The sequence below is a fragment of the Sphingobacterium sp. 40-24 genome (assembly GCF_001899705.1).
Classification (GTDB): Bacteria; Bacteroidota; Bacteroidia; order Sphingobacteriales; family Sphingobacteriaceae; genus Sphingobacterium; species Sphingobacterium multivorum.
The window spans coordinates 136,424-161,155 of sequence record NZ_MKWH01000009.1; the positions used below are offsets into that span (position 1 = coordinate 136,424).

Consider the following 24,732-nt stretch of genomic DNA (forward strand, 5'->3'; position numbering starts at 1 on the left):
TACAAAAGATACCGACAGCGGTATCTCTTTAAACACTGAACGAAAGAATGTATATCTAAAATAGAACGGTTATGAATTACATGAAAGACAACTCGATCGTATCCAAGCAGATGGCCAAACAATGGAAGCCTGCGGTATATGATGTAAATGCAGGAGAAAAGCGATCTGATCATACAGTGAGCAAAAACGAGGAAAGCAACTTTGGTCCAAAAGAATATGGTATTTTTGGAGCAACTTTTTTTATACTATTTGCGTCAGTTTTTGGCGTATACATGCTTCAACCAGATTTTGATGCATTACGTTTCCAACGTTTAGACAGCATCGGCGGAACATTTTTAATTGCGTTGGGAATATTTCTAGCTGTTGTTGCTATCAGCTTTTTTATTTTTTTGATTGTACTGCATCGTAAATATAAACCCATCGCTTCAGTATCGGACGATGAGCTACCGACTTGTACGATTATCGTTCCCGCTTATAACGAAGGACAATTAGTTTATGATACCTTACATAGTTTGGCTAGCAGCGATTATCCGGAGAAGAAATTGCAGATTATTGCAATCGACGACGGTAGTAAAGATAATACCTTTGCTTGGATACAACGTGCCAAAATGGAATTGGGCGATCGTGTTGAAATTTATCAGCAGCCCAAGAATATGGGTAAGAGACATGCCTTGTACCGTGGATTTAAGTTAGGTACGGGAGAGATTTTCATCACGGTTGATAGTGACTCTATTGTTAAAAAGGATACCATACGTAATATGGCGAGTCCCTTTGTAACAAACAAGGAATGTGGGGCAGTTGCGGGTAATGTGCGTGTATTGAATACTAAAAAAGCGATTATACCGCGTATGTTAAATGTGAGCTTCGTATTCAGCTTTGAGTTTGTACGTTCTGCACAAAGTATGTTGGGTACGGTAATGTGTACACCAGGAGCATTATCTGGCTATCGTAAAGAGGCTGTGATGAACTGTTTGGAAGATTGGATTAACCAGACTTTTATGGGACAACCGTCTGATATCGGTGAAGATCGCGCGATGACCAATATGATCCTGAAACAGGGGTATCATGTTTTATTTCAATCCAACGCATACGTTTATACCGACACACCTGTACGTTACAAAAATCTGTACAAGATGTTTATCCGTTGGGAACGAAGCAACGTGCGTGAAAACATTGCGATGAGTCAATTTGCATTTAAGAATTTCCGTCAGGGACCTAAATGGGGAGCACGTATCTTATTGCTTATGCAATGGAAAAAAGTGTTATTGTCTTATCCGATGATGTTACTGATGTTATGGACCGTATTTCATTATCCACTGATGTTCTTAAGCTCAACATTGGTCGGTATCTTAATATTTTCCAGCGTCCAGGCCTATTTCTTTGCTTCCAAAAACTCGGATGCCAAAGAAGCTTTCTGGGCTTATAGTTACAGTATATTTTATGCTTTCAGCTTATTCTGGATTACACCGTATGCTATAGCGACCGCTGGACGCAGAGGTTGGTTGACAAGGGGTTAAAATTAACGCAAAGAACGTATATTTACAGCTATATAGAATTGGTTTTAATTATATTGAATACTTTCTCAGATCTTGATCTACTTAAATTCCCAGCAAGTAGATCAAGATTTTTTTTTACCTAGCATCTTGCGCAATCGTTTGATTTAAAAAAACATTATCAAATGTTTTGTTTTTAATACTAACTTAACACCACAATTATAAATTTGGCCTAATTAAACTAAGGGAGTACACAAATTGCGGTAATTATGGAACAGTTAGATGACACCGTGCTATTCGTTGGGATACAAGCCAATGACCGTCATGCTTTTTCGGAATTAGTCAATCGCTATTCTGCTATACTTTTTCGATTTATACAACGCCGTGTTTCCTGTGTTGAAGACTGTGAAGATATCCTGCAGGAGGTATTTGTTGCCCTTTGGAACAATAGACACAAAATCAGCATTGAATATTCGCTTTATCCGTATCTTTTTAAAACAGCCAAATACAAAATCATTGACTGGACTATTCATGAACAAAGGAAAGTTGCCCGTGCTGAAAACCTCACTCAGACCTTCCAAACACAAGTTTTAACTACGACATCTGAAGAAGAACTATTAGCAAAGGAACTTGCTGTACTTATCGAGCAAGAAGTTGACAAGATGCCTTCAACGATGCGGTCTGCTTTCTCGCTTAGCAGAAAAGAATCCATGTCTATTAAAGATATCGCTACAGAGCTTGCCCTATCAGAACAAACCGTGAAAAACAATATCTCATTGGCTCTAGGCTGGCTCAAGCTTCGATTTAAATAGTGGCAACGCTATATGAACTTCTCTCATGTAGTCTCATTTCCCAATAGTCTCATCATTTAAATGAACTGGAATACAATAATTTATATTTTTTTTTGATTTTTCTTCGGTACTTCTCTTCGCATAAAGAGATTATAGGTTTGTATGAAGGAACAAGAATCATCAGATCAAGCCAAAGCCTTGCTTAAAAAATACTTGGAAGGCCAATGTACAGCTGCGGAAGAACAACAGGTACTCCGTTGGTTCTATACATTGGATCAATCCGATAAAGAGCAATCTCAGGAAGAGCGGCCAGCGGACGAAATTCCGCCCCACCTAGCGTCGCGCATCAATGCTAGATTAGACGCCCGGCTATTTGATGAGCAAACCCCTATCAAACGACTGAGCTGGATACGATCCAAATGGATGGTTGCTGCTATGCTTATCGCCATTTCGGGATTTAGCTTCTGGTTCTATCAAAAATTATCTTCAAAAGCCGAGATACCGCTTACATTAGCGGCTGAGGTGCGTTCCCACAATAAGACTTTTCACAATGATATCCTTCCAGGGGGGCATTATGCAAAACTAATAACACCGACAGGAAAAGAGCAGCAGCTGGCAGATCCATTTGTTCAGCAGCATAATTCGACGACAGAAATAGCGGGTAAAAACTTCCGGGTTGATGTGCCAAAGGCCGGTACCTATATGGTCATTTTAGAAGATGGTACAAAAGTATGGCTCAATTCGCTCACACAGCTTTCTTACCCGACACATTTTGAAGCAGATCAACGTCAAGTTACATTAACGGGAGAAGCTTATTTTAAAGTCGCGAAGGATGCCAGCCGACCTTTCCGCATCCATGCCAATGGCACAACGATCGAGGTCCTGGGAACCACATTCAATGTCAACGCTTATCAAAATGAAGTGTCCACCTCACTCGTAGAGGGAAGTGTAAAAGTCCTTAAAGAGGGTAAGCAGACCATTATTAAACCCGGTGAGCAAGCGACAACATTGGCAAATGATATTCAGGTCAAAGTAAGTGATCTAGCAAAAAATACCGCATGGCAGCGCGAAGAATTTTATTTCGATGGCAACAATTTCAACGATATCACGCAGCAAATTGCACGATGGTATAATGTTGAATTTATAAATATCGAAGCCATCAATACCCCTTCTACGTACAGAGGCTCCATTAGCAGAAACAGTAAGCTTTCGGAAGTTTTAGAAATCCTGGCTTTAGCGACAGGGCGAAAATTCGACATTAACGGAAGGAAAGTAATAGTACAATGAAATTGATTATCTACCTTAAAAATTTATCTATGGCATAAACCTCGACTTATCGCCTGGCAATAACAAAAGAAGGGGATGTTGACGCATCCCCAGTTAAATCCAAGGCTTATTTTACTGATTACGAACAGAAATTTAAAACCTCAAAAATCATTCTAATTTATGAATTTTTTTTCTCCAATGAAAAGGCAGGAGAAAACACGGGAATTCCGGATCCCTCCAGCCTTTAAAACTTTATGTATGATAAAGTTAAGCACTCTTTCTTTGCTTTCCCTTGCTTTGGGAGCACATGCCTCGGGAACTGCACAAACAGTCAATCTCTCCTTAAAGAAGGTAAAGGTTGAGAAAGTCTTACAAGAAATTTCTAAGCAAACCGACTTACGATTTTTTTATGATGAAAAACTGCTGGATAATCTGCAGCCCATCAGTGTGGACGCAAATCACGCTTCCATTTCGCAAGTGCTTTCCAAAGCACTGAAAGGACAGAATCTAAGCTTTCAGATTCTCAACAACACCATCGTAATTTCCGAAAAACAACGTACAGATATCGAAATTACAGGTACAGTTCGCGATGCGCAATCAGCACTTGCCGGTGTAACGGTATCTGTGGAGGGAAATTCCGCATTATCTATAAAAACAGATGCCAACGGACATTTTTCGCTCCGTATACCCGAGAAAGCGGTGCTGACATTTCAGTATATGGGCTACACAACAGAGCGTATACAGGTGGGAAATCAACGCACATTGAATGTGACTTTACAAACGAGCACCTCACAATTAGATGAGGTGGTGGTCGTGGGTTATGGTACACAACGAAAAATCAATTTAACGGGCGCTGTTGACCAGATTTCTGCCAAAGAAATTGAAAATCGACCTGTTACCAATTTAGGTGCTGCCTTGCAGGGATTGATTCCCAACTTGAACATCACCAATGCCAGCGGTAATCCTTCGCAAAGTGCAAAATTCAATATTCGGGGTATTACTTCAATCAATGGCGGTGAGCCGCTTATATTAGTAGACAACATTCCTGTTACTGGCGATGAGCTCGCAAGACTCAATCCAAATGATTTTGAAAATGTATCGGTGTTAAAAGATGCGGCCTCGGCTGCTATCTATGGCGCTCGTGGCGCATTCGGTGTAGTTCTTGTAACAACCAAATCTGCCAAGTCAGAAAAACTTCAAGTCAACGTGGGGATGAGCACCCAATGGCGCACCACAGGTAAATTGCCTGAGATTGTCACAGATCCGCTTACCGTGATGCAATATAAACACGATGCAGCTTACCCGCTGTATGATTTGTATCCGGATGCCGTACGCGAATATGCGAAAAAGCTTCAGCAGGACCCTAGTTTACCGAACACGATCCTAGACCCTACAAACCCAGAGAAATGGGCTTACTATGGTCAAACTGACTGGATGAAGGAAGCCTATAAAAAATTGGCTCCAACCAATACGCTCAACTTGAGCTTGGGTAAAAGAACGTACAAATTAAGCTATTTATTTTCCGGTGAATACTATAAGCTCGATGGTGCCCTAAAATATGGGAATGACAAACTTAACCGTTACAATGTCCGCAACAAAATGGATATGCAAGTCACTCCGTGGTTGAACTTCGGAAATAATACGATATTAACAAGCCGACAATATGAAGCTCCAGTTTTCATGGGCGGTGATTTCTTCTGGAATGTAAACCGTACCCCGTCTTTAGATGTTCCAAGAAATCCGGATGGCAGCTGGACCCAATCAGGGGCTAGTTTATTAGGACTATTACAAGAAGGAGGACGAAGAAAAGAAAACATCAACGAGTTCCAAACGACATTTAATGCCAAAGCAGATCTGATCAAAAACATATGGACAGCCAATGCAGATGTTACTTTCCGTCGTTCCTTTGGTGTAATTGATGGTTATAATCGTTCTGTGCAGTACAAGACCGGGCCAAATGCTACGCCTCAATATGCAGGAGGAACTGTACCCTCCGCATATAAGCAGCAGGAAAACACCCGATATGATGTAATCAACGTGTATACACAATATACACAACAGTTTAATGACCACCATGTCAGCGCCTTGGTCGGTTATAATCAAGAATATCGGAATACCGAAATAAATTACGCCCTTAAAAATGGTCTTTATTCGGCTGATATACCATCCATCGGTTTAGGTAGTGGAGCGACAACAGTTACCCATAGTATCGACGATTATGCACTGCAAGGTGTATTTTATCGTCTGAACTATGATTATAAAGGGCGTTACCTCATTGAATCAAATGGCCGTCTGGACGGTTCTTCGCGCTTTCCAAAGGGTGACCGCTGGGGATTTTTCCCATCGGTATCTGCGGGATGGGTACTTTCTGAAGAGCAGTTCTTTAACCCGCTCAAATCTGCGATCAACTTCTTAAAACTTCGGGGTTCTTATGGACAATTGGGTAACCAAACCGTCTATGACCAGGCGATGAATCCATTAAGTTACCCTTATTTGCCATCTATGGCAGTCGATAATGGTATTCCTCGCGTTATTGAAGGTAATCGTCCGATATCCCTTTACCCACCATTAGTCGTGGCCAAGTCCTTAACCTGGGAACGTATTTCAACAATCAACGGCGGTATTGACCTGAATGTACTCAACAACCGCCTGAGTACGACATTTGATATTTACAAACGTACCAACGAGGGGATGTTAATCCCAGGAAGAACGCTTCCCGGGGCTTTTGGAGCTGACGCGCCGAACTTCAATGCGGCCGACATGAAGACAAATGGTTGGGATTTACGCATTAGCTGGAAAGATAAGTTCGACCTAGCTGGATCGCCATTCCATTACAACGCTACATTTACACTGGCAAACAGCAAAGCTACCATTACCAAATTTGATAATCCAACGGGTGATATCAGACAACATTATGCCGGACAGCGCATCGGTGAGATATGGGGCCTTCAAGCAGATGGTTTCTTCCAAAATGAGGATGAGCTAGCTAAACTGAACCAAACCGACGTAGGAACGGACGATCAACAATATAAATTCTATGTTGGAGACATTAAGTTCAAGGATATCGCTGGAGGGCCAGATGGAGGACCTGACGGAAAGATCACGAAAGGAAAACAAACGCTTGCTGACCATGGTGACCTCAAAATTCTAGGTAACTCGGAAGTTCAATATCCATATAGCTTTGACCTATCAGGTTCATGGAAAGGTTTTGACCTACGTGTATTCCTTCAAGGTGTCGGAAAAAGAGACTGGTATCCACCGGGCAGCCAAATCTATTTCTGGGGAATTTATGCACAACCCTGGACGAATGTGACCAAGCAAAACTTAGACCACTGGACTCCAGACAACAGAGATGGGTATTTTCCACGGATAAAATCGTACAGTGCAGAAGATACGGGGGAAGAACTCGGTATGCCGAATACACGTTACTTGCAGAATGCAGCTTATTTAAGGGTAAAAAACATCACTTTCGGCTATAGCCTTTCGCAGAATTTTACAAAAAGAATTGGATTACAGGCCGTGCGCTTCTATGTAAGTGGCGAGAATCTATTTGAACGCTCAGGGCTTAAAGTAAGCATAGACCCAGAAGCTCTAGGAAGCACACGAGTATATCCTTTCCAACGCACTTATGCATTTGGATTAAATGTTAAGTTTTAATACGCATATTCATGAAAATATTTCACTATACTACACTAGCATTGTCTTTGTCACTACTGACAATAAGCTGTAATAAAGACTTTTTGGATCGTAGCAACAAGACTGCTGTGACAGACCAAAATTTCTTTAAAACGCCGGAAGATCTCAAAACCTATACCAATGGCTTTTATCGATTTATGGGCGCATCATATGACGACATCTTCTCAGATAATATCGGTGGATTCTCAGGAAGCAGCTCAACCAACAATATGCTCCGTGGTACGCTAACACAAGGCAACGCATCTGGTTGGTCCGATGAATGGAAAAATTTACGCCGCATCAACTATATGATGGATCACCTTGGTACTGTAACCGGCGATCAGGCACAAATAGACCATTATGTTGGCATCGCCCGTTTCTTTCGTGCCTACATCTACTTTAATTTAGTGCGCGATTACAACAATGTTCCTTGGTATGACACGGCTTTGGGTGCTGAGGACGAAGCGATGTACAAGGACCAGGATTCGCGCGAGGTTGTTGTTAAACATATGATGGAGGATCTTGAATTTGCCGCAGCCTATATCAGAGAAGATAAAGTGGCCGGTAATTTCAAAGAACGTGTAACACAAGGCGCGGCATTAACACTGTTAGCTCGCATTGCCTTGCACGAAGGAACATTCCGTAAATACCACGAGGAGTTGAATTTACAAGCTACAGCAGATGAGTTCCTAAAGAGAGCCGTTTCAGCATCTCAAGAAGTTATCAATTCTGGGAAATATAAAATTCATAACACCGGTGCCAAAGAAGTTGACTTTAGAACATTGTTCAGCAGCAACAATCTATCGTCGAATACAGAAGCGATTTTTATCCAAAAGAATGACCGTTCACTGGGTATTGCAAACAATTCACATACCGTATTGGACTGGCAATGGGCATTAAGCGGAGAATTAATGGAAGAATTTCTAACAGCTGACGGGAAATCCTTTACATCAACTCCGGATTATAAAACGAAAACCTTTACGCAAATATTTCAGAACAGGGATCCTCGCCTGGCTGAAACCATTATGCCTGCCGGATTTAAAACCGATCCGAATAATCCTACGCCTTATTTAATAAAACCTAGTTTTGGCGGATATCTACAGATTAAGTTCTACCCTAGAGATCCTGCTCTTCGCGGTGGTTGGGTAGCAAACTACACCGATCTTCCTATTATGCGTTATGCCGAAGTATTGCTTATCAATGCCGAAGCTAAAGCCGAATTGGGCACGCTTACACAAGCTGATTTGGATGCAACCGTGAATGTTTTACGTGGGCGCGTCGGTGTACCAGCGTTACAGTTAGCAACAGCCAATGGACAGGTAGATCCTGTTCTTGCGGCACGCTATCCGAACACTCAAGGAGCCAATAAAGGAGCCTTGTTAGAAATCCGTCGTGAGCGTCGTGTAGAGCTTGCCTGTGAAGGTTTCCGTTTCAACGATGTGCTCCGTTGGAAAACTGGCGACCTGCTGGCGGTTGCGCCGCATGGAATCTACGTACCTGCATTAGGTGCCATGGACGTTACGGGTGATGGAAATCCGGATATTGCCATTCTTGAAAATGAGAAAGCAACAGGTCCAATCGACCAGTTACCAGATGCTGTAAAAACCAAACTCGTAAAATATTACCTCGATGGAGGCGCATTTTACCTCAACAATGGTACTTCGGGATATATTATGATGACTGTTGACCAAAAAAATAAGCGGTCATTTGTTTCGCCAAAATACTATTACAAACCAATCCCATTGGGACAAATAACATTGAATCCTAATCTAAAACAAGTCTTTGGATGGGATAAATAGCTAATAACCTTATTCACTTTTTGCTAGCTCTGAAACCGGAGCTAGCTTTTTTATTTAAACAACATGAAATTATTCCAATTACTTGCCTGCTGTCTTTTTCCGATTCCCGCCCTTTTTGCACAACAACGCGTCGGTCGGGTTTTTGAAGATCAGAATGCGAATAACCTGTTCGAGCAGAACGAGAAGCTGATCGGTGGAGTAGTTGTATCCGATGGCTATGATGTGGTAAAAACCAATAGCGACGGAACGTATACGCTGCCCAATAACCCCAATGCCCGCTTTTTGTCTGTCACTGTACCGAGTGGCTACAAGGCAACCAAAACACATTACATCCCTTTGCGCTCGGATGTCAAAAATCTGGACTTTGCTTTAGTTAAAGATGCGGTCCAACAAAATGATTTTCTACGGTTTATCCAAATCACCGACACAGAAACACCTCTATACGGCCCTTGGATTGATAATGTCAGAAACTACGCCAAACAACAGCGTGCAAGTCTGATTATGCATACCGGGGATATTTGCTATGAACCAGGCATGCTTTTTCATGCCAAACAGGTGAACAGTGAACTCATGGGCAGACCGACTTATTATACGGTCGGTAATCATGACCTTGTCAAAGGTGAATATGGTGAGAAGCTATTTGAAGATCTTTTTGGACCGACTTATTACTCATTTGATGCCGGGCCAGCCCACTTCGTCGTTACGCCAATGCCAAATGGAGATTATAAACCCAGTTACACTGCTGATCAAATCATCGCCTGGCTCAAAAAAGACCTAGCTGCCATGGATAAATCCAAGCCGTTGATCTTTATAAACCATGACTTCTTTGTAGGGCCTGACTTTGTACTTAAAGGAGAAAAAGAACAGATTGATTTAAAACAATATAACCTTAAGGCCTGGTTCTATGGACACTGGCACAACAATTTTGTCTTCAAACAAAATGGTGTCTATGTCGTTTGTTCCAATGCCCCCAACAAAGGTGGTATCGATAATTCTGCCGCACAGTTTGTTGTCGTCGATATTGACAAACAAGGAATCAAGAATATCAAGCCGATCTACACAAACTTACGTGACCACATCCAGTTGGTACGGCCCGTGAGCAATCAGCCGTTAAATGCAGACCAAACACTGCCTATACTGGTCAACGCCTATGATAGTGAGCGACAAATACAGGGTGTAGACCTCACGGTATACGCGCATGAGACCGGAAATCGCATAAGCTCGATTCCGTTGAAAACTGCCGGAGATTGGACATGGCAAGCAAATGTCCCTTTCAAAAAACAAAATCAAAAGGGACAATACGATGCACTTATCACCGTTCGCTACGAGAATGGTGAACAGACCTTAAAGAAAGAAACGTTTAACCTTGCGCCAGCAGAAAATGATAAGATTAAACTACAGTGGTCCGCATCAGTCAATGGAAATATCTGGAAAACGAGCCCACTGGTTGTTGGCGACAAACTTTTTATGGCCACAATGGATGATGCTTTAGGAACCAATCACGCGATCAAAGCCCTGGATAAACGTAGCGGGAAAGTATTGTGGTCTCTGCCAACGATAAATTCTATTAAGCATAGATTGCGTTTCAGCGACGGCATATTATTGGCTACGGATGTTGAAACTAATGTTTATGCCATTGATGCAAATACAGGCAAAGTCCTCTGGACAAAGAAACCTTCGGCTCCAAGTCTCCCGACCTTTGTTTCTGGTGCCGCTCTTGACAAGGACATTTATTATACCGGACTAGGAAAACGAATGTCTGCGATTGATATCCATACGGGTAAACCGTTATGGGAAGGTGTAGAACCTTCAGGGGGAGAAGCTACTCCGGCAGAGCTATCGGTTGTCGGTCAGGTTCTTTTAGCTGGATACAACTGGAATGCACTCTGTGCTTACGATATCCATACCGGAAAACTCCTTTGGAAGCGTCAAGAAGATGGTTTACGTTTTAGAACTGGTGGGGTAACCGCTCAAAATGATTACATCTACACGACTGGCCTCAACGGCATCTTTAAGATTGATCTAAAAACAGGAGAAATCATACAAAAGAGCATTAAAACCGACGATTTTAAGGTGATGACTGCGCCAAAAATCGGTGACAACCTTTTGGTTATGCCAACGTCCACCAACGGAATCAAGGCCTATGATCTGCAGACTTTGGAAGAGAAGTGGCATTTTCCCACTGGAGAAGCGCTGGTCTATTCTTCTGCATACAGTAGTCCTGATAACCGTAAGCTGGTCGGTACAGTTGAATCGGCAGTTATTGAAGTCAAAGACAAGTTAGTGTTTGGTGCTTCAGACGGCTATGTCTATGTCCTTAATAAAGCGGGCAAACTCTTATCCAAATTCAACTTGGGTGCGCCTATATTTTCAGACATCACAGTGGATGGAAATTTGATGTATGTGGCTGATTTCGCGGGAAATGTTTCGTGCTTTAAACTCTAGTAGCTCTAAATAAAACAAGCGCGGATCTAACTTCCATTTAGGTTAGGTCCGCGCTTACTTTTTCTATTTTTACAAGCGGATGCACATTCCATTTCTGCTCGAGATCAACGAATCTTAGGACGCTTCTGTACCTCATCTTACCTAAAGTCAGCTACGGTCCTCAGTCTTTTATAACCGAAAAAACATGTGCGTCAGTTTCTACAACTTACAACCAACTTACGCTACCAGTTTCAACGTCATAGTTCGCGCCGACAATCTTAATTTTACCCTCTTCCTCAAGTTTACGGAGCGTTGAACTCTGTCTGCGAATGTCACGGATTGCATGTTTAATATTCTGTTGATTTAGTTTTTCAAGCAGTACACTATTTTTAGAAGAACGTTCTTCCCCCTGCTCGATCACTTCATTGATGATCGGATCGAAATGATTAATCAAATGATTTAGGTTGTCCATTCCCATGCCTTCGATCTGCGCAGCATCCAATCCTCCTTTTAATGCCCCACATTTGGTATGCCCCAAAACGACAACAAGCTTAGAACCAGCTACATTGCAACCAAACTCCATCGAACCCAAAATATCCTGATTGACAAAATTTCCGGCAATCCGGATGCTGAAGATATCACCCAATCCCTGATCAAATATAAGCTCCGCTGAGGTGCGGCTATCGATGCAGCTGAGCACTACCGCAAATGGCCACTGCCCTTCACGCGTAGCGTTCACCTGTTCGAGTAGATCGCGGTTAGCTTTCAGGTTATTAACAAAACGCTGGTTTCCTTCTTTCAAAAAGTCCAGTGCCTTCTGTGGTGTAATTGTTGATTGTGTTTCGTACGTATGTGCCTTCATAAAATTATATTATTTGGAATATTAAAGGTAAAATTAATACGTTACATTTATATTACCAACAAGACAAAATACGTGTAATAGCTTACATAGCCCCAGTGACTTCGTTGTTTGTGTAATAATCCATCCAAGCTTTAATTCTTCCGACAAACATTTTAAGATAATTTTCTGTCAAAAATATGTTGGACCAATCAAATCTCTGTGCCTGTACTCCAAGATAAAAAATAAAAATAGAAGCGCCAGCTTTTGGTATTAGCCTGAGCTCTTTTTCAGATAAAGGTCTATTACTTTGGTATCCACGCAGGAAACTTTGGATTTTTAATTCATACTGCTCTTTATCTGATTCTATGAAAAACAGCTGTTTGCAGAAATATCCAACGTCTAAAATTTGCCATCCATTTCCACAAAAGTCAAAGTCAAAAATGGTAATCTCATGCTTGTCTGTAACGGCCATATTATCATACCAGATATCCATATGTATAATTCCGGTTTTTGTATTATCAAAATCTGAATTTTGAAAATTTCTGCCAAACTCCTTGATGAATTCCATTTCTGGCAACTTGTCTGAAAAGAATTGTTTTAAATACGCATAAGGTAATTCTATAAGAGACTTCTTATTGTAAGTCAAACGGTTAATATTCTTGTTTTCGGTATGGTTGTGGATATTTGCCATTAGAGAACCTATCCTAAAACACGTTTCGATGTCCATAAATCGAATTTTCTCACCTTGAGCAAAGGAAAAAAGTACAACGTATCTGATTCCTTCAGGCGCATTTATTTCTTGAATGAACCCTCCGTCTTTATCTTCAATTGGAAAAGAAACACTTAAATTATTATTCTTCAATGATTTCAAAAGTTCAAGTTCTTCAATAATTTCGGATTTTGACCGCCAATTATGACTATAAACGCGCAAAACGTATTTCGTTTCGGTGTTGGAAAGAAAATACGTGTGATTCATTCCTGTTCTGAATAAGGAACATTGGTATTTGTCGTCTAGGCCATATCTATTTATCACAAAATCGCCTAATTGTTTGGCAGAAAGAGTAGATGCTATAACAGGAAATGTTGTCATTTTTTTTTCGTTAAATTTATGGTTTCGTTGATGAAGGTTGTTTTTTCGAGTACATACGAGCCCCGGTCATTTCCCTTTTTCAATTCTTTTAGGCTCTTTTTATTTTATTGGTATTCCCGGAGTTACTAACCGCCTTAAGGCTTTAAGCGAATACTGTATTCCCCTACAACTTTTGTCTATGACCCTTGATCCCCCACTTCGTTTCTTGAAAGTTCCTATTGGTTTTGTAGATACTCAGAGACAAAAAAAGCTTGCAATATGTATTGCAAGCTTTTTTTAAGTTTTTAATCTTTCGATCTGTAGCCCGTAGGGGAATCGAACCCCTGTTTCAAGAATGAAAATCTTGCGTCCTAACCCCTAGACGAACGGGCCGTTTTCTCTTTCGGTGTGCAAATATAGAAATATTTATAAATGTGTCAAAATTTTTATCTTTTTTTTATTCATTTTTTTTGAAATAGATTATAAACCTCTCTAGAATAGCTATATTTAGAGTCATTGAAAAAGTAACCAACATGACTAATTTAAAAAAAATCAAAAAACCGCTCCTCTATGCCGGACTAGGCTTGGCTTTGTTAAGCCAGGAAGCCTATGCTCAGAAATCGAGTGCAATCGCAGATCAACTGCAACTCACCTGGAAGGTCAAAGACGGAGAGAATATCCGTAAAAATCCGGTATCCACCCTAATTTTAAAAAACAAGGGAAAAAGTGCTGTTCAACTCAACGACTGGAGCCTTTGGTTTAATTTTATCCGATCTATCGACCCCGATAAGGTCGACAAACGTTTTGCGATAGACCACCGAAACGGAGATCTCTTTCAGGTTAGCTTTAAGAAAAATAACTTTTCATTAAATGCGCAAGATACGGTCCACATCGATTTTATCACAACCGGACTGGTCAATTATACGGATGGGCCAATTGGTCTATACCTAAAAAATAATAAGACAGGGCTTGCAACAAATATTTCGGATTATTCTGCTGTTAAAATCGCTCCCCAGTCGGACGCTGAAAAAACAGATTACTTTGCTTATAAATACGACCAAAATAAGCTTGTGGAGGGGACAGCAGCACAACATGTCATCCCTTTACCAAGTAATATCAGCATCAATACTAACGAGAAATTCAATCTATCGACAGGTACAAAACTTTTTGTCGATAAGGATTTTGCGAGCGAATCGGACTTTCTGACAAACTTTTTTTCAGCATATTCAGGTATTAAGCTAGCAGCTTCATCCAGTCCACAAGGCGGCATTGAAATTGTCAAAACAAACAACTTAAAGCCCGAATCCTATCACTTGACGATTGGTGCTAAAGGTATACAAATAGAGGCTTCTGATAAAGCGGGTGCATTTTATGCCATACAGTCGTTAAAATCGTTGATCAATCACAATCAATGGAATAAAGCCACAAAATCAATCGCTTTGCCATACGGTAACATTGAAGATAGTCCACGTTATGGCTACCGTGGATTTATGCTGGATGCTGCCCGTAATTTCCATAGCAAAGCCGAGGTTTTAAGAATATTGGATCTCATGGCTTCTTACAAGTTGAACAAATTCCATTTCCACTTCATTGACGACGAAGGTTGGCGATTGGAAATTCCTTCGCTACCTGAATTAACGGCTATCGGAGCCAATCGTTCGGCTAATTTTGAGGATGGAAAAGCGATACAGTCTGCTTATGGTTCTGGAGCGACCACCAAATCGCATCAATTCTACAGTGTTGCTGACTATATTGAAATTTTAAAATATGCACAGGCAAGACATATCGATGTCATACCCGAAGTAGAAACTCCTGGTCATGCGCGTGCAGCGATTAAAGCAATGCGGGCGCGTTTTGCGCATTATTCAAAACTTGGCGATAAACAGAAGGCAGAGGAGTTCTTGCTGGACGATGCTGAGGACAAGTCCGTTTACAACTCTGCACAAAACTGGAATGACAATGTCATGAACCCTGCCCTACCTTCAACCTATCACTTCCTGAGCAAGATGATCGATGAAATCAAAGCAATACATGATCAAGCTGGAGTTCCGTTGAAAATTATCGATTTGGGAGGTGACGAGACGCCAAGTGGCGTTTGGGAGAAATCGCCCAAGGTATTGGCCTTTATGAAGGAGAATAATATCGCCAATGTACTCGATGTATGGCCACTGTATATTGCCAAAATTAATACCCTTGTTCAAGAAAAAGGATTGACGATGTCGGGATGGGAAGAAATGGGTATGCGCAATAAAGGAAAAGGCATGGTTGTAAATGCCGATCTGGGAAAATCCGGCATCCATTTGAATGTATGGAACAATCTCCCTGGCCAAGGACAGGAAGACCTCGCTTATCGATTGGCAAATGCTGGTTATAAAGTTGTTTACACGAGTGCGGCAAACAACTACCTCGATATGTCTTGGGACCGTGACTTTGCAGATCCAGGACACAGCTGGGTAGGCACGGTTAATCTGAATAGAACCTATTCGTTCTCTCCTGAAAATTTCTTCATCAATCTACGCAAGGATGATACTGGAAAAGATCTTAAACCAGAGGCTTACACCAATAAAGAACAGCTTACAGCCGAAGGGAAGAAAAATCTCCTTGGTATTAAAGGTGCTTTATGGGCAGAAAAGGTATCCACTGACCAACGTCTTGAGGAAATGATATTCCCACGTTTGATAGCGATTGCTGATCGCGCGTGGGCGCCCGAACAAACCTGGGAAAAAGGAAATTCTTTTGACGAGACCACTTATCGCAAATCGTATACCGCCTTTATCAAAAAATTAGGTGAGGATGAATTGAGAAAACTGGATAGGGTAAATGGGGGCTATACCTATCGACTTCCAAAAATTGGGATCAAGAAAGAGGGCAGCCAACTCCTTATCAACACCGATTATCCCGGTTTCAAAGTCTATTATAGCGATAATGGAAGTACGCCAACATTGAAATCAAAAGTGGTTAACGGTCCGATACCTTTCCAGAACGGAAAAAAATACTTATTTAAAGTATTCGATGCCAAAGGACGGTCAGGTGATGTAATCAGCTATTAATTCATCGGGATTCATCATGGTGAACGCTATTGGTGTCGATAACGCAAAAAAAAGCTGCCTAAAATAACATCAGTCGATCCAGCGTCCACTAGATGAAAGGATACTTAAGCTGATAAAAGAAAATAGCATAAAAATAGGGCTGTCCAACTTCTTTGGACAGCCCTTCTGTTTATATAGACTTATATCTTTAAAACTTATAACTCAATGCAACCGCAGCATTTCTTGGATCAATCTGATTAATAAAACCACCGCGGAAGTATGAATTCAATCCGATCTCATTGGTGATATTATTTACGAAGACTTTCGCATCAAATTTGCGCCATTTGTATCCCACCTGCGCATTTAATGTGGTATATGCTGGCATATTGAAAGGTTCTGTACCATAATATTCGCCGTGCCCATTTGGGGTTAAGCTATATTCATTGACAGGTCGGTCTCCAACATAATAAACTCCGGCACTTAAGCTCAGGTTCCGAAGAGCTCCTTGATTAAATACATATTGTATCCATGCATTTGCCGTATGTTTTGGCGCATTCATCGGTGCCGATCCATCCATATAAGATGGTGAATTTTTATAACGTGCGTCTAAATACGCATAGCCCAACATCACAGTCAAATTTTCCAATACACGACCGTTCAACTCTGCCTCAATACCGTCGCGCACCAAATCCCCGGCCTTAAAGTATAATCCTGTGGCGACATTCGTGCCTGGTGTATACTCCGCATTCGTCAAGTTTGAGGTATAAATATGGAAATAGGTTAAATTGAAACGTAATCGATTATTCAGCCAATCGGATTTAATTCCACCCTCAAATTGTTCGGTTTTAGAAGCACCTGCCGCTGTACCATCTGTTAAAGGATTTGCCGCATTTCTTAAATTCGTTGAGTTTGTATAAGATCCAAATACGTTGAAATTCTCAAATGGCGTAACAATCACTCCCGCCATTGGATTCCAAGCCGACTCCCTTTTATTACCGTTTGATGTAAAATCTTTTGTTGTAATTTCGGAATAACGTAAACCTAATACAGCCTTAATGTATTTGTTAAATTCAATAACGTCTTGCCCCATAAACCCTATAGAAGAATAATAACTTCGTACAGGAGTTCCTGCTGTATAGACAATTTGCTTTCCTTTCCGCTGGTTACCCAACGAATCGACGTATACCACTTCCGAAAGATCATTCACCCAATCACCATGGATATCAATAATATCAATTACATTGCTATTTTGATCGGCTTTTTTCAAAAGAACATTTTTCTCCAGTGGACTTAATTTTCCGGCAAAAGAAGTTGTTGTCGCATCAGCAATACGATAGTCCACCCCTGCCTGAACCAAATGTTTTACTTTACCCGTATAAAGGTCTTTTCCGATCAAGTCAAACTGGAAAGTTTTATTTTTGTCATCGCGCAGGCTCTTACTCATTGAGCGCGAGAAGGTATTATATTGTTTTGCATCATCTTTAATCAATGAGGAAGATGATGATTGGTTATCAACCTGATAAGATGACGTTGCAATAGAGGCTCGGATGCTCCAACGATCAGTCAGTTCATGATTGATCTGCGCCATAAAGCTCTTCATCTCTGTATTATTATTATCGGAATTGAAGCCCAAAAACTTATTGTTCGGGATAACATATAGCGCATTCACCCCCTGTGAAGGATTTAAATTGACAGCGGAATTAACCGGCGTGCGATTATCATTAAAATAATCACCCTCCAAAGTAATTGTTGTCTTATCCGTTGGTTTCCAAGCTAACGATGGATTTAAATAAACACGGTTAGAGGATACACTTTTACGGTAGCTATCACTGCGTTCATAAGCGCCATCCATTCGAAAAGCAACAGTCTGTTTCTTATCCAGTACCGTTTGGAAATCAAAGGTTGGGCGGAATTGTCCCCAACTTCCTGCACGAACACCCACCTCACCGGAATTCGTGAAATTAGGGGTTTTAGTGACCACATTAATTACACCACCGGCATTACCAATATCGGTAATAACACCCTGTGTAACGGCAGCAGACCCTTTAATCATTTGAATAGACTCCACACCTTGCATATCAACAACTCCAGATGCAGTCTGAAATTGGGAGTCCATCCGCACGCCATTCTTCAATACAGGTACCCCTCTGAACCCACGGGTTGACAAAGATTCTTTAACACCCCCATAAGAACCAAACAAGGTTACACCGGGAATATTTCTTACAGCATCCGTCAAAGTAAGAATACCCTGATCTTGAATTACCTTATTGGAAATGACAGAAATACTCTGAATTTGATCCGAAGGTTTTAATGGCATACGTGTAATCATCTCCAAGCCTTTTGGCTTTTTGTTACGTTCACCAAACACTTCTACCTCATCAATGGCCTGCTCATTGCTCACTAGCGTAATGGGATCAATAATCACTTCAGGGCTTTTCGTGCTAAAAACATAATCGATAACGGTTGTTTGGTAGCCCATGTAGGTGAATTTAATCACCGTATTTTGGTCGATGCCATGCAGTCTAAAATGACCTCTATGATCGGTACGTACTTTTTTATCTCCGATTGAAACGGTTACTGAACTTAAGGGATTATTTTGTGTATCGACGACTTTACCTTTGACGATTCCCGAGGTTTGACCATATACTGCACCTCCGATTAAAAATGTAGAAGCAAGAGCTAGTAAGTGTTTGTCCATGTTAATAATTTTGGGTAATTATTTTTAATTATTCTAAATAACAAAGCAAAGGTATAAAAAATAAGCTATTTAGAATGATTAAAAACAAAAAAGTCCTGAACCAACTCAGGCTCAGGACTTTTTTATTTATTTAGACAATTAGTTTAGTCAAATTTCCATCTTACGAACGCTTCGATCGCTTCATAGTTTGCCAAACCTAATTGGTCATATAAAGCTGCGGTTTCGCTTGTACGATCTTCAGCACGCACCCAGAATTCACGTGGATCATCTCCAGGGAATACAGGCAAATCTTTTTGAGACTGGTGTTTAAAGATGGCTAAACGTTTGCGATAAACTTCTTGTGGTGATAAAGGAACGGCCATTTGGATCTCGTGGATAGGATATTCATGCCATGCTCCACGGTATAACCATAACCAACAATCTTTTGTCCACTCATCCGTTTTACTCAATCTGTTTAGTGCTTCAAACAGAATGTCGAAACATACTTTATGTGTACCGTGTGGATCTGCAAAGTCACCCGCAGCAAATACCTGATGTGGTTTTACGTGGCGCAACAATTCCATTGTTTGTTGAATATCATCTTCAAAAGATACATTTTTTGAAAACTTCTGTCTATCATAGAACGGTAGATCTTGGAAATGGATATTCTCATCTGGCAAACCAACCAAACGAGCTCCTGCGATCGCCTCACCCTTACGGATTAATGCTTTGATTTTACGGACAAGTTCAGTATCGATCTGATTTGGTTTTTTTGTTGCAAAAATTGCTCTTTCCTCATCATAAATGCGGCCGATCTGAGAAGCTTCTGCCTCTGCCCCAATTTGTTTTGCAAGATCTTCAGCAAACTCCAGATAACGTACCACATCATCATCCCAAACAGCTGTATTACCACAAGTTTGGTAAGCAACATGCACATTGTGTCCTTGATCTGCCAGGCGAATAAATGTACCGCCCATTGAGATGACATCATCATCAGGGTGTGGAGAAAATACAATCACATTTTTCTTCGCTGGATTGGCACGCTCAGGACGTTGTGAATCGTCAACATTGGGTTTACCCCCTGGCCATCCCGTGATCGTATGTTGAAGTTCGTTAAATATACGGATGTTAATATTATATGCTGGACCGGTCTCTGTAACCAACTTGGCCATCCCGTGCGCATTATAATCCTCGTCGGTAAGTTTCAGGATTGGTTTTTTGATCTCTAAAGCCAACCAAACGACTGCTTTTTTAATTAACGAAGGTGTCCAGGTAACATCTTCTGCCAACCAAGGAAGATCAAAACGTGTCAATAATGAAGCTGCCGCTTCATCAAGGATAAATTCAACGTTGTCCGATAACTGAAGATAAGTTGCAGGTATCTCTGCGGAGATTTCACCTTCAACTGCTTTTTTAATGATCTCGGCCTTTGTCTCGGTCCAAGCCATTAAAATAATTTCTCTCGCTTTGAAAATTGTACCTACGCCCATGGTAATCGCTTTTGTTGGTACATTCTCTTTTCCACCAAAAGCACGGGAAGCATCGCGACGAGTCAAATCGTCCAACGTTACGACACGTGTACCTGAGTTAGGTGCAGAACCTGGCTCATTGAAACCGATATGGCCGGTACGACCAATACCTAATAATTGAATATCTAAACCTCCTGCTGCTGTAATCTTCTGTTCGTAAGCCTCACAGAATGCATTTACTTGGTCAGGAGCTAAGGTACCATCTGGAATATTTACATTAGCCGCATCAATATCTACGTGATCGAACAGGTTTTTGTTCATAAAGGTCACATAACTCTGATCGGCATCAGGTTGCATAGGGTAGTATTCGTCAAGATTGAAGGTAATCACGTTCTTAAAGCTTAAACCTTCTTCTTTATGCAAACGAATCAATTCTTGATAGACTTTTACCGGAGTGGCACCGGTAGCAAGGCCCAGAACAGCTTTCTCACCTTTCTCTTGCTTTGCACGAATAATTTCAGCAATACGATTTGCAACGTTTTTCGAAGCTGAATTTTGATCTGGATAGACGCTCACAGGGACTTTTTCGAAGCGTGTTTCTTCCAATAAATTTAATCTAGCCATTTTATGGGTATGTTGATAAACGTGAATTACAAATTTATAAAATTAGTACCTCAAGTTGAAGTAAAATTTTAATAAAGTGGTTCTTTCTTAGCGATATTTTAAATAAAACCTTTTAGCTATTCTTTTACCTCAATAATACAGCTATACCTTATTCAGAATCTCGACAGCTTTTAATAGCGTTTCATCCTTTTTAGCAAAACAAACCCGCAAAACTTGTTGATTTGTAGCTTCTTTATAGAACGCTGAAAGTGGGATGGTTGCAATTTTGTGCTCCCTGGTTAACGAGCAAGCAAATTCAAATTCCTTCTCCTGACTGATAGCACTGTACTCGATATTAAGGAAATAAGTTCCCTCGCAGGGAAGAATCTTAAACCGGGATCCCTTTAATCCGTCTTTCAATAGGTTTCTTTTTCGCTCAAAAAATTCCGATAGACCTTTGACATAGCTTATATCCTCCAAATATTCCGCGATAGCGAATTGCATGGGTGTATTTACGCTAAATACATTGAATTGATGCACTTTTCTAAATTCCTGCGTTAATTGTGGCGGAGCAATGCAATAACCTATCTTCCAACCCGTAGTATGCAATAGCTTTCCAAAGGAAGCAACAACAAAACTTCGCTCGCGTAAGGAGGGTATTTCCAATACCGATTGGGGCGAGACACCATCGAAAACGATATGCTCGTACACTTCATCACTCAATAAGAGTGCGTTGGTACCTGCCAACAAGTCCCCAAGTTTAATTAACTCTTCTTTACCCAGCACTTTGCCTGTTGGATTATTCGGATTATTAATGATGATTAAACGAGTTCTGGAATTAATTAACGTAGCGACGTAACCCCAGTCAATCTGAAAATCAGGTGCCATTAATCGCACGGGAACAACTTTACCGCCAAACAATTCGATAGTCGGCGCATAACAATCGTATGCCGGTTCAAAAATAATAACCTCATCTTGCGGTCTAACGACTGCGGCAATAGCTGTAAAAATTGCTTGGGTACCACCTGATGTCACAGTAAGCTCCGCCGTTGCATCGACCGCCACGTTATACACTTCCCGGTATTTTTTGGAGATCGTATCACGTAATGTCTGTGCTCCGATCATTGGCGCGTATTGGTTATGTCCCGTTTCCATTGCCTTAGAAACCAATTCCACCAACTTCGGATCGGTCTCAAAGTCAGGAAAACCTTGCGACAGATTTAAAGCGTGCTGCTCATTCGCAAGCATCGTCATTTTGGTAAAGATCGTCGTACCGACATGTGGAAGTTTAGAAGTTAGGTTAAAGTTCATTTTTTGACATTTTATTAATCTACTAAATTAGTGGATTTTCCTATATTTGTAAATATATATAAGAATAATAACATGATAAAATACATCACACTACTTTTTTTAATTCTGCCATTCATTGGTTCGGCACAAAAAAAGGAACTTACCAAAGAGGAGTATATTGCCCGCGTTAAGGCTGCTCCGGATTCTATTTCGACATTAGTTGACTTGCGTAGAGTTGGCGGATATGACCCGGTTTATGCCGAGCTTCAAGCGCTTTATAATACGTTGAGTAAAAATGTCAAGAATTCAAGTGAAGGGAAAGAGTTCCAAGACTATTTAAATACCTTGGAAACGGTTCAAATTGGAAAAACAGCGCCAGCGTTTACGCAAAATGACACCACTGGAAACCCTGTAAAGCTTTCGGACTTTAAAGGAAAATATGTGCTTCTTGATTTTTGGGCATCTTGGTGCCCCGATTGCCGTGTCGAAAGCCCGGATCTTGTCAAAACATACCAACAATTTAAAGGTGAAAACTTCGAAATATTGGGTATATCCTTTGATAAGGATCGCAATTCTTGGATCAAAGCCATCCATGCAGATAAATTGCACTGGCGTCATGTTTCGGATCTTAAACGTTGGCAAAATGATGTCGGAACCTTATACGGCGTAAAATCTATCCCGCAGAATGTTCTGATCGATCCCAACGGGAAAATTGTCGCGAAGAACTTACATGGTGATGCTTTACGTGCAAAATTGAAAGAAGTATTGAAAAAGTGAACGATAGGCAATACATAAAAAGACCATGCTTTAAGAAAGCATGGTCTTTTTATTTGTATACTCCTCTTTTAATCCGCTAGCCAAACAAGGCACTGAAGATGTCCTCCAATTTGGCAACCGGACGGATGGCAATATTATATTTTTTAGCGTCCAATCCTTTGGTGTTGAATTTAGAGATAAAGATACCATCAAAGCCCAGCTTCTCAGCCTCCTGTATCCGTTGTTCTATACGGTTTACAGCTCTGATCTCGCCAGATAAACCAATCTCACCTGCGAAAGTCAGATTGGAGCGAATCGCGATATCCTGTTGTGAAGAAATAATTGCAACAACGACAGCCAAATCGATCGCAGGATCTTCAACACGCAACCCACCGGCAATATTCAAAAATACATCCTGTGCGCTTAACCTAAAACCAAAGCGTTTCTCTAAAACAGCCAACAGCATATTTAATCGCTTCGTGTCGTAACCTGTGGAAGAGCGCTGTGCATTTCCAAATGCCGTATTACTCACCAGCGCCTGCACTTCAATCATCATAGGACGCATTCCTTCGAGCATCGCCGCAATGGAAACCCCACTTACAGGTTCATCGCGTTGGGAAATCATAATCTCCGAAGGATTCGACACTTCCCGCAGTCCCGACCCCTGCATTTCATAAATCCCGAGTTCTGAAGCCGATCCAAAGCGATTTTTGACGGCCCGTAAAATTCGGTAGACATGGTGGCGATCACCTTCGAATTGAAGCACCGTATCCACCATATGTTCTAAAACCTTGGGACCTGCAATAGACCCATCCTTGGTAATATGCCCTACAATAAAAACTGGTGTACTCGTTTCCTTTGCAAACCGAAGCAACTCTGCGGTACATTCGCGTACCTGAGAAACCGATCCTGGCGCCGATTCAATTTGTGAGGAATGTAAAGTCTGTATAGAATCTATGACTATGACATTGGGCTGTACCGTCTCGATCTGTTTGAAAATATTTTGAGTAGATGTCTCGGTAAGAATATAACAATTTGCTTTGGATGATTGTGACAATCGTTCTGCCCGCATCTTAATTTGCTGTTCGCTTTCTTCCCCAGAAATATAAAGGGTCTTCACTTGTGGAATCGATAAAGCGAGCTGTAACATCAACGTCGACTTCCCAATACCCGGTTCGCCTCCAATAAGGACCAATGACCCTGGAACAATACCGCCGCCAAGAACCCGGTTAAACTCCTGATCAGGAGTCAATATCCGTAATTCATCCTGATAGACAATTTCGTGGATGATCGCAGCTTTATTCGCTTTCTTTGTGCTTCCTCCTGTAGTAGAACTACGCCATTCAGGCACTTTTGAACTCGCCTTTTCGACGACTTCCTCAACAAAACTATTCCATTGTTTACAAGAAGGGCATTGCCCCATCCATTTGGGAGACTCGTAGCCACAGTTTTGACAGAAGTATGCAGATTTTGATTTTGCCATACTACGAAATTACAAATTTATAGCTGTTAAAAGCGCAATATCATCGTCGCACGCATTATATGTTCCC

Annotated in this window: 14 protein-coding genes and 1 tRNA gene; 8 read left to right on the forward strand and 7 right to left on the reverse strand. The window is 41.1% G+C overall.

Annotated elements, in window-relative coordinates; translation table 11 throughout:
- The first annotated feature begins 71 nt into the window (after positions 1-71).
- The 6 genes from BGP15_RS03865 to BGP15_RS03890 all read left to right on the forward strand — a co-directional run bounded on the left by BGP15_RS03865 (position 72) and on the right by BGP15_RS03890 (position 11,469).
- Positions 72-1,517, forward strand: coding sequence for a glycosyltransferase family 2 protein (locus BGP15_RS03865; RefSeq protein WP_286768765.1), 1,446 nt, complete (start codon positions 72-74; stop codon positions 1,515-1,517).
- Positions 1,518-1,762: 245 nt separating this feature from the next.
- Positions 1,763-2,305 carry an RNA polymerase sigma factor gene (locus tag BGP15_RS03870; RefSeq protein WP_286768766.1) on the forward strand — a complete coding sequence of 181 codons (543 nt, stop codon included), beginning with the start codon at positions 1,763-1,765 and terminating at the stop codon, positions 2,303-2,305.
- 141 nt (positions 2,306-2,446) lie between these two features.
- Positions 2,447-3,571 carry a FecR family protein gene (locus BGP15_RS03875; RefSeq protein WP_286754150.1) on the forward strand — a complete coding sequence of 375 codons (1,125 nt, stop codon included), beginning with the start codon at positions 2,447-2,449 and terminating at the stop codon, positions 3,569-3,571.
- A gap of 237 nt (positions 3,572-3,808) precedes the next feature.
- A complete protein-coding gene (locus BGP15_RS03880; RefSeq protein ID WP_286768767.1) occupies positions 3,809-7,207 on the forward strand; it encodes a TonB-dependent receptor in 3,399 nt (1,132 codons plus the stop codon).
- 11 nt (positions 7,208-7,218) lie between these two features.
- Entirely contained in the window at positions 7,219-9,024 is a 1,806-nt protein-coding gene (locus BGP15_RS03885; RefSeq protein WP_286768768.1) for a RagB/SusD family nutrient uptake outer membrane protein, read from the forward strand.
- A 63-nt stretch (positions 9,025-9,087) separates the two neighbouring features.
- Positions 9,088-11,469 carry an outer membrane protein assembly factor BamB family protein gene (locus tag BGP15_RS03890; RefSeq protein WP_286768769.1) on the forward strand — a complete coding sequence of 794 codons (2,382 nt, stop codon included), beginning with the start codon at positions 9,088-9,090 and terminating at the stop codon, positions 11,467-11,469.
- 205 nt (positions 11,470-11,674) lie between these two features.
- On the opposite strand, the gene BGP15_RS03895 is transcribed toward BGP15_RS03890, so the two are convergent.
- The 3 genes from BGP15_RS03895 to BGP15_RS03905 all read right to left on the reverse strand — a co-directional run bounded on the left by BGP15_RS03895 (position 11,675) and on the right by BGP15_RS03905 (position 13,751).
- The gene (locus BGP15_RS03895) at positions 11,675-12,310 is read right to left on the reverse strand and encodes a carbonic anhydrase family protein (protein WP_046672629.1); all 636 of its coding nucleotides are present in this window, start codon (positions 12,308-12,310) and stop codon (positions 11,675-11,677) included.
- 82 nt (positions 12,311-12,392) lie between these two features.
- Entirely contained in the window at positions 12,393-13,379 is a 987-nt protein-coding gene (locus BGP15_RS03900) for a phosphotransferase (protein ID WP_286768770.1), read from the reverse strand.
- A 300-nt stretch (positions 13,380-13,679) separates the two neighbouring features.
- Positions 13,680-13,751 (reverse strand) — tRNA-Glu (locus tag BGP15_RS03905).
- Between the two features lie 140 nt (positions 13,752-13,891).
- Here BGP15_RS03905 and BGP15_RS03910 point away from each other — a divergent pair.
- Positions 13,892-16,408, forward strand: coding sequence for a family 20 glycosylhydrolase (locus BGP15_RS03910; RefSeq protein ID WP_286768771.1), 2,517 nt, complete (start codon positions 13,892-13,894; stop codon positions 16,406-16,408).
- Between the two features lie 187 nt (positions 16,409-16,595).
- Here BGP15_RS03910 and BGP15_RS03915 read toward each other — a convergent pair whose 3' ends face one another.
- From BGP15_RS03915 to BGP15_RS03925, 3 genes are all read right to left on the reverse strand, one after another.
- Positions 16,596-19,085 (reverse strand): TonB-dependent receptor, encoded by a 2,490-nt coding sequence (locus tag BGP15_RS03915; protein ID WP_083295814.1) that lies wholly within the window; start codon positions 19,083-19,085, stop codon positions 16,596-16,598.
- 143 nt (positions 19,086-19,228) lie between these two features.
- A complete protein-coding gene (nagB, locus tag BGP15_RS03920; protein WP_046672626.1) occupies positions 19,229-21,157 on the reverse strand; it encodes a glucosamine-6-phosphate deaminase in 1,929 nt (642 codons plus the stop codon).
- A gap of 141 nt (positions 21,158-21,298) precedes the next feature.
- Positions 21,299-22,447 (reverse strand): methionine aminotransferase, encoded by a 1,149-nt coding sequence (locus tag BGP15_RS03925; protein ID WP_286768772.1) that lies wholly within the window; start codon positions 22,445-22,447, stop codon positions 21,299-21,301.
- A 72-nt stretch (positions 22,448-22,519) separates the two neighbouring features.
- On the opposite strand from BGP15_RS03925, the gene BGP15_RS03930 reads away from it, so the two are divergent.
- Positions 22,520-23,203: a peroxiredoxin family protein gene (locus BGP15_RS03930; RefSeq protein WP_286754157.1), complete on the forward strand. Its 684-nt coding sequence runs from the start codon at positions 22,520-22,522 to the stop codon at positions 23,201-23,203.
- Between the two features lie 76 nt (positions 23,204-23,279).
- On the opposite strand, the gene radA is transcribed toward BGP15_RS03930, so the two are convergent.
- Complete coding sequence (radA, locus tag BGP15_RS03935; protein ID WP_286768773.1) at positions 23,280-24,665, reverse strand: DNA repair protein RadA; 1,386 nt, start codon at positions 24,663-24,665, stop codon at positions 23,280-23,282.
- Between the last annotated feature and the right edge of the window lie 67 nt (positions 24,666-24,732).

What these genes read in the sequence shown, in the direction of transcription:
- BGP15_RS03865 (WP_286768765.1), top strand. Translation starts at nt 72, where the DNA reads ATGAATTACATGAAAGACAACTCGATCGTATCCAAGCAGATGGCCAAA.
- BGP15_RS03870 (WP_286768766.1), top strand. Translation starts at nt 1,763, where the DNA reads ATGGAACAGTTAGATGACACCGTGCTATTCGTTGGGATACAAGCCAAT.
- BGP15_RS03875 (WP_286754150.1), top strand. Translation starts at nt 2,447, where the DNA reads ATGAAGGAACAAGAATCATCAGATCAAGCCAAAGCCTTGCTTAAAAAA.
- BGP15_RS03880 (WP_286768767.1), top strand. Translation starts at nt 3,809, where the DNA reads ATGATAAAGTTAAGCACTCTTTCTTTGCTTTCCCTTGCTTTGGGAGCA.
- BGP15_RS03885 (WP_286768768.1), top strand. Translation starts at nt 7,219, where the DNA reads ATGAAAATATTTCACTATACTACACTAGCATTGTCTTTGTCACTACTG.
- BGP15_RS03890 (WP_286768769.1), top strand. Translation starts at nt 9,088, where the DNA reads ATGAAATTATTCCAATTACTTGCCTGCTGTCTTTTTCCGATTCCCGCC.
- BGP15_RS03895 (WP_046672629.1), bottom strand. Translation starts at nt 12,310, where the DNA reads ATGAAGGCACATACGTACGAAACACAATCAACAATTACACCACAGAAG.
- BGP15_RS03900 (WP_286768770.1), bottom strand. Translation starts at nt 13,379, where the DNA reads ATGACAACATTTCCTGTTATAGCATCTACTCTTTCTGCCAAACAATTA.
- BGP15_RS03910 (WP_286768771.1), top strand. Translation starts at nt 13,892, where the DNA reads ATGACTAATTTAAAAAAAATCAAAAAACCGCTCCTCTATGCCGGACTA.
- BGP15_RS03915 (WP_083295814.1), bottom strand. Translation starts at nt 19,085, where the DNA reads ATGGACAAACACTTACTAGCTCTTGCTTCTACATTTTTAATCGGAGGT.
- nagB (WP_046672626.1), bottom strand. Translation starts at nt 21,157, where the DNA reads ATGGCTAGATTAAATTTATTGGAAGAAACACGCTTCGAAAAAGTCCCT.
- BGP15_RS03925 (WP_286768772.1), bottom strand. Translation starts at nt 22,447, where the DNA reads ATGAACTTTAACCTAACTTCTAAACTTCCACATGTCGGTACGACGATC.
- BGP15_RS03930 (WP_286754157.1), top strand. Translation starts at nt 22,520, where the DNA reads ATGATAAAATACATCACACTACTTTTTTTAATTCTGCCATTCATTGGT.
- radA (WP_286768773.1), bottom strand. Translation starts at nt 24,665, where the DNA reads ATGGCAAAATCAAAATCTGCATACTTCTGTCAAAACTGTGGCTACGAG.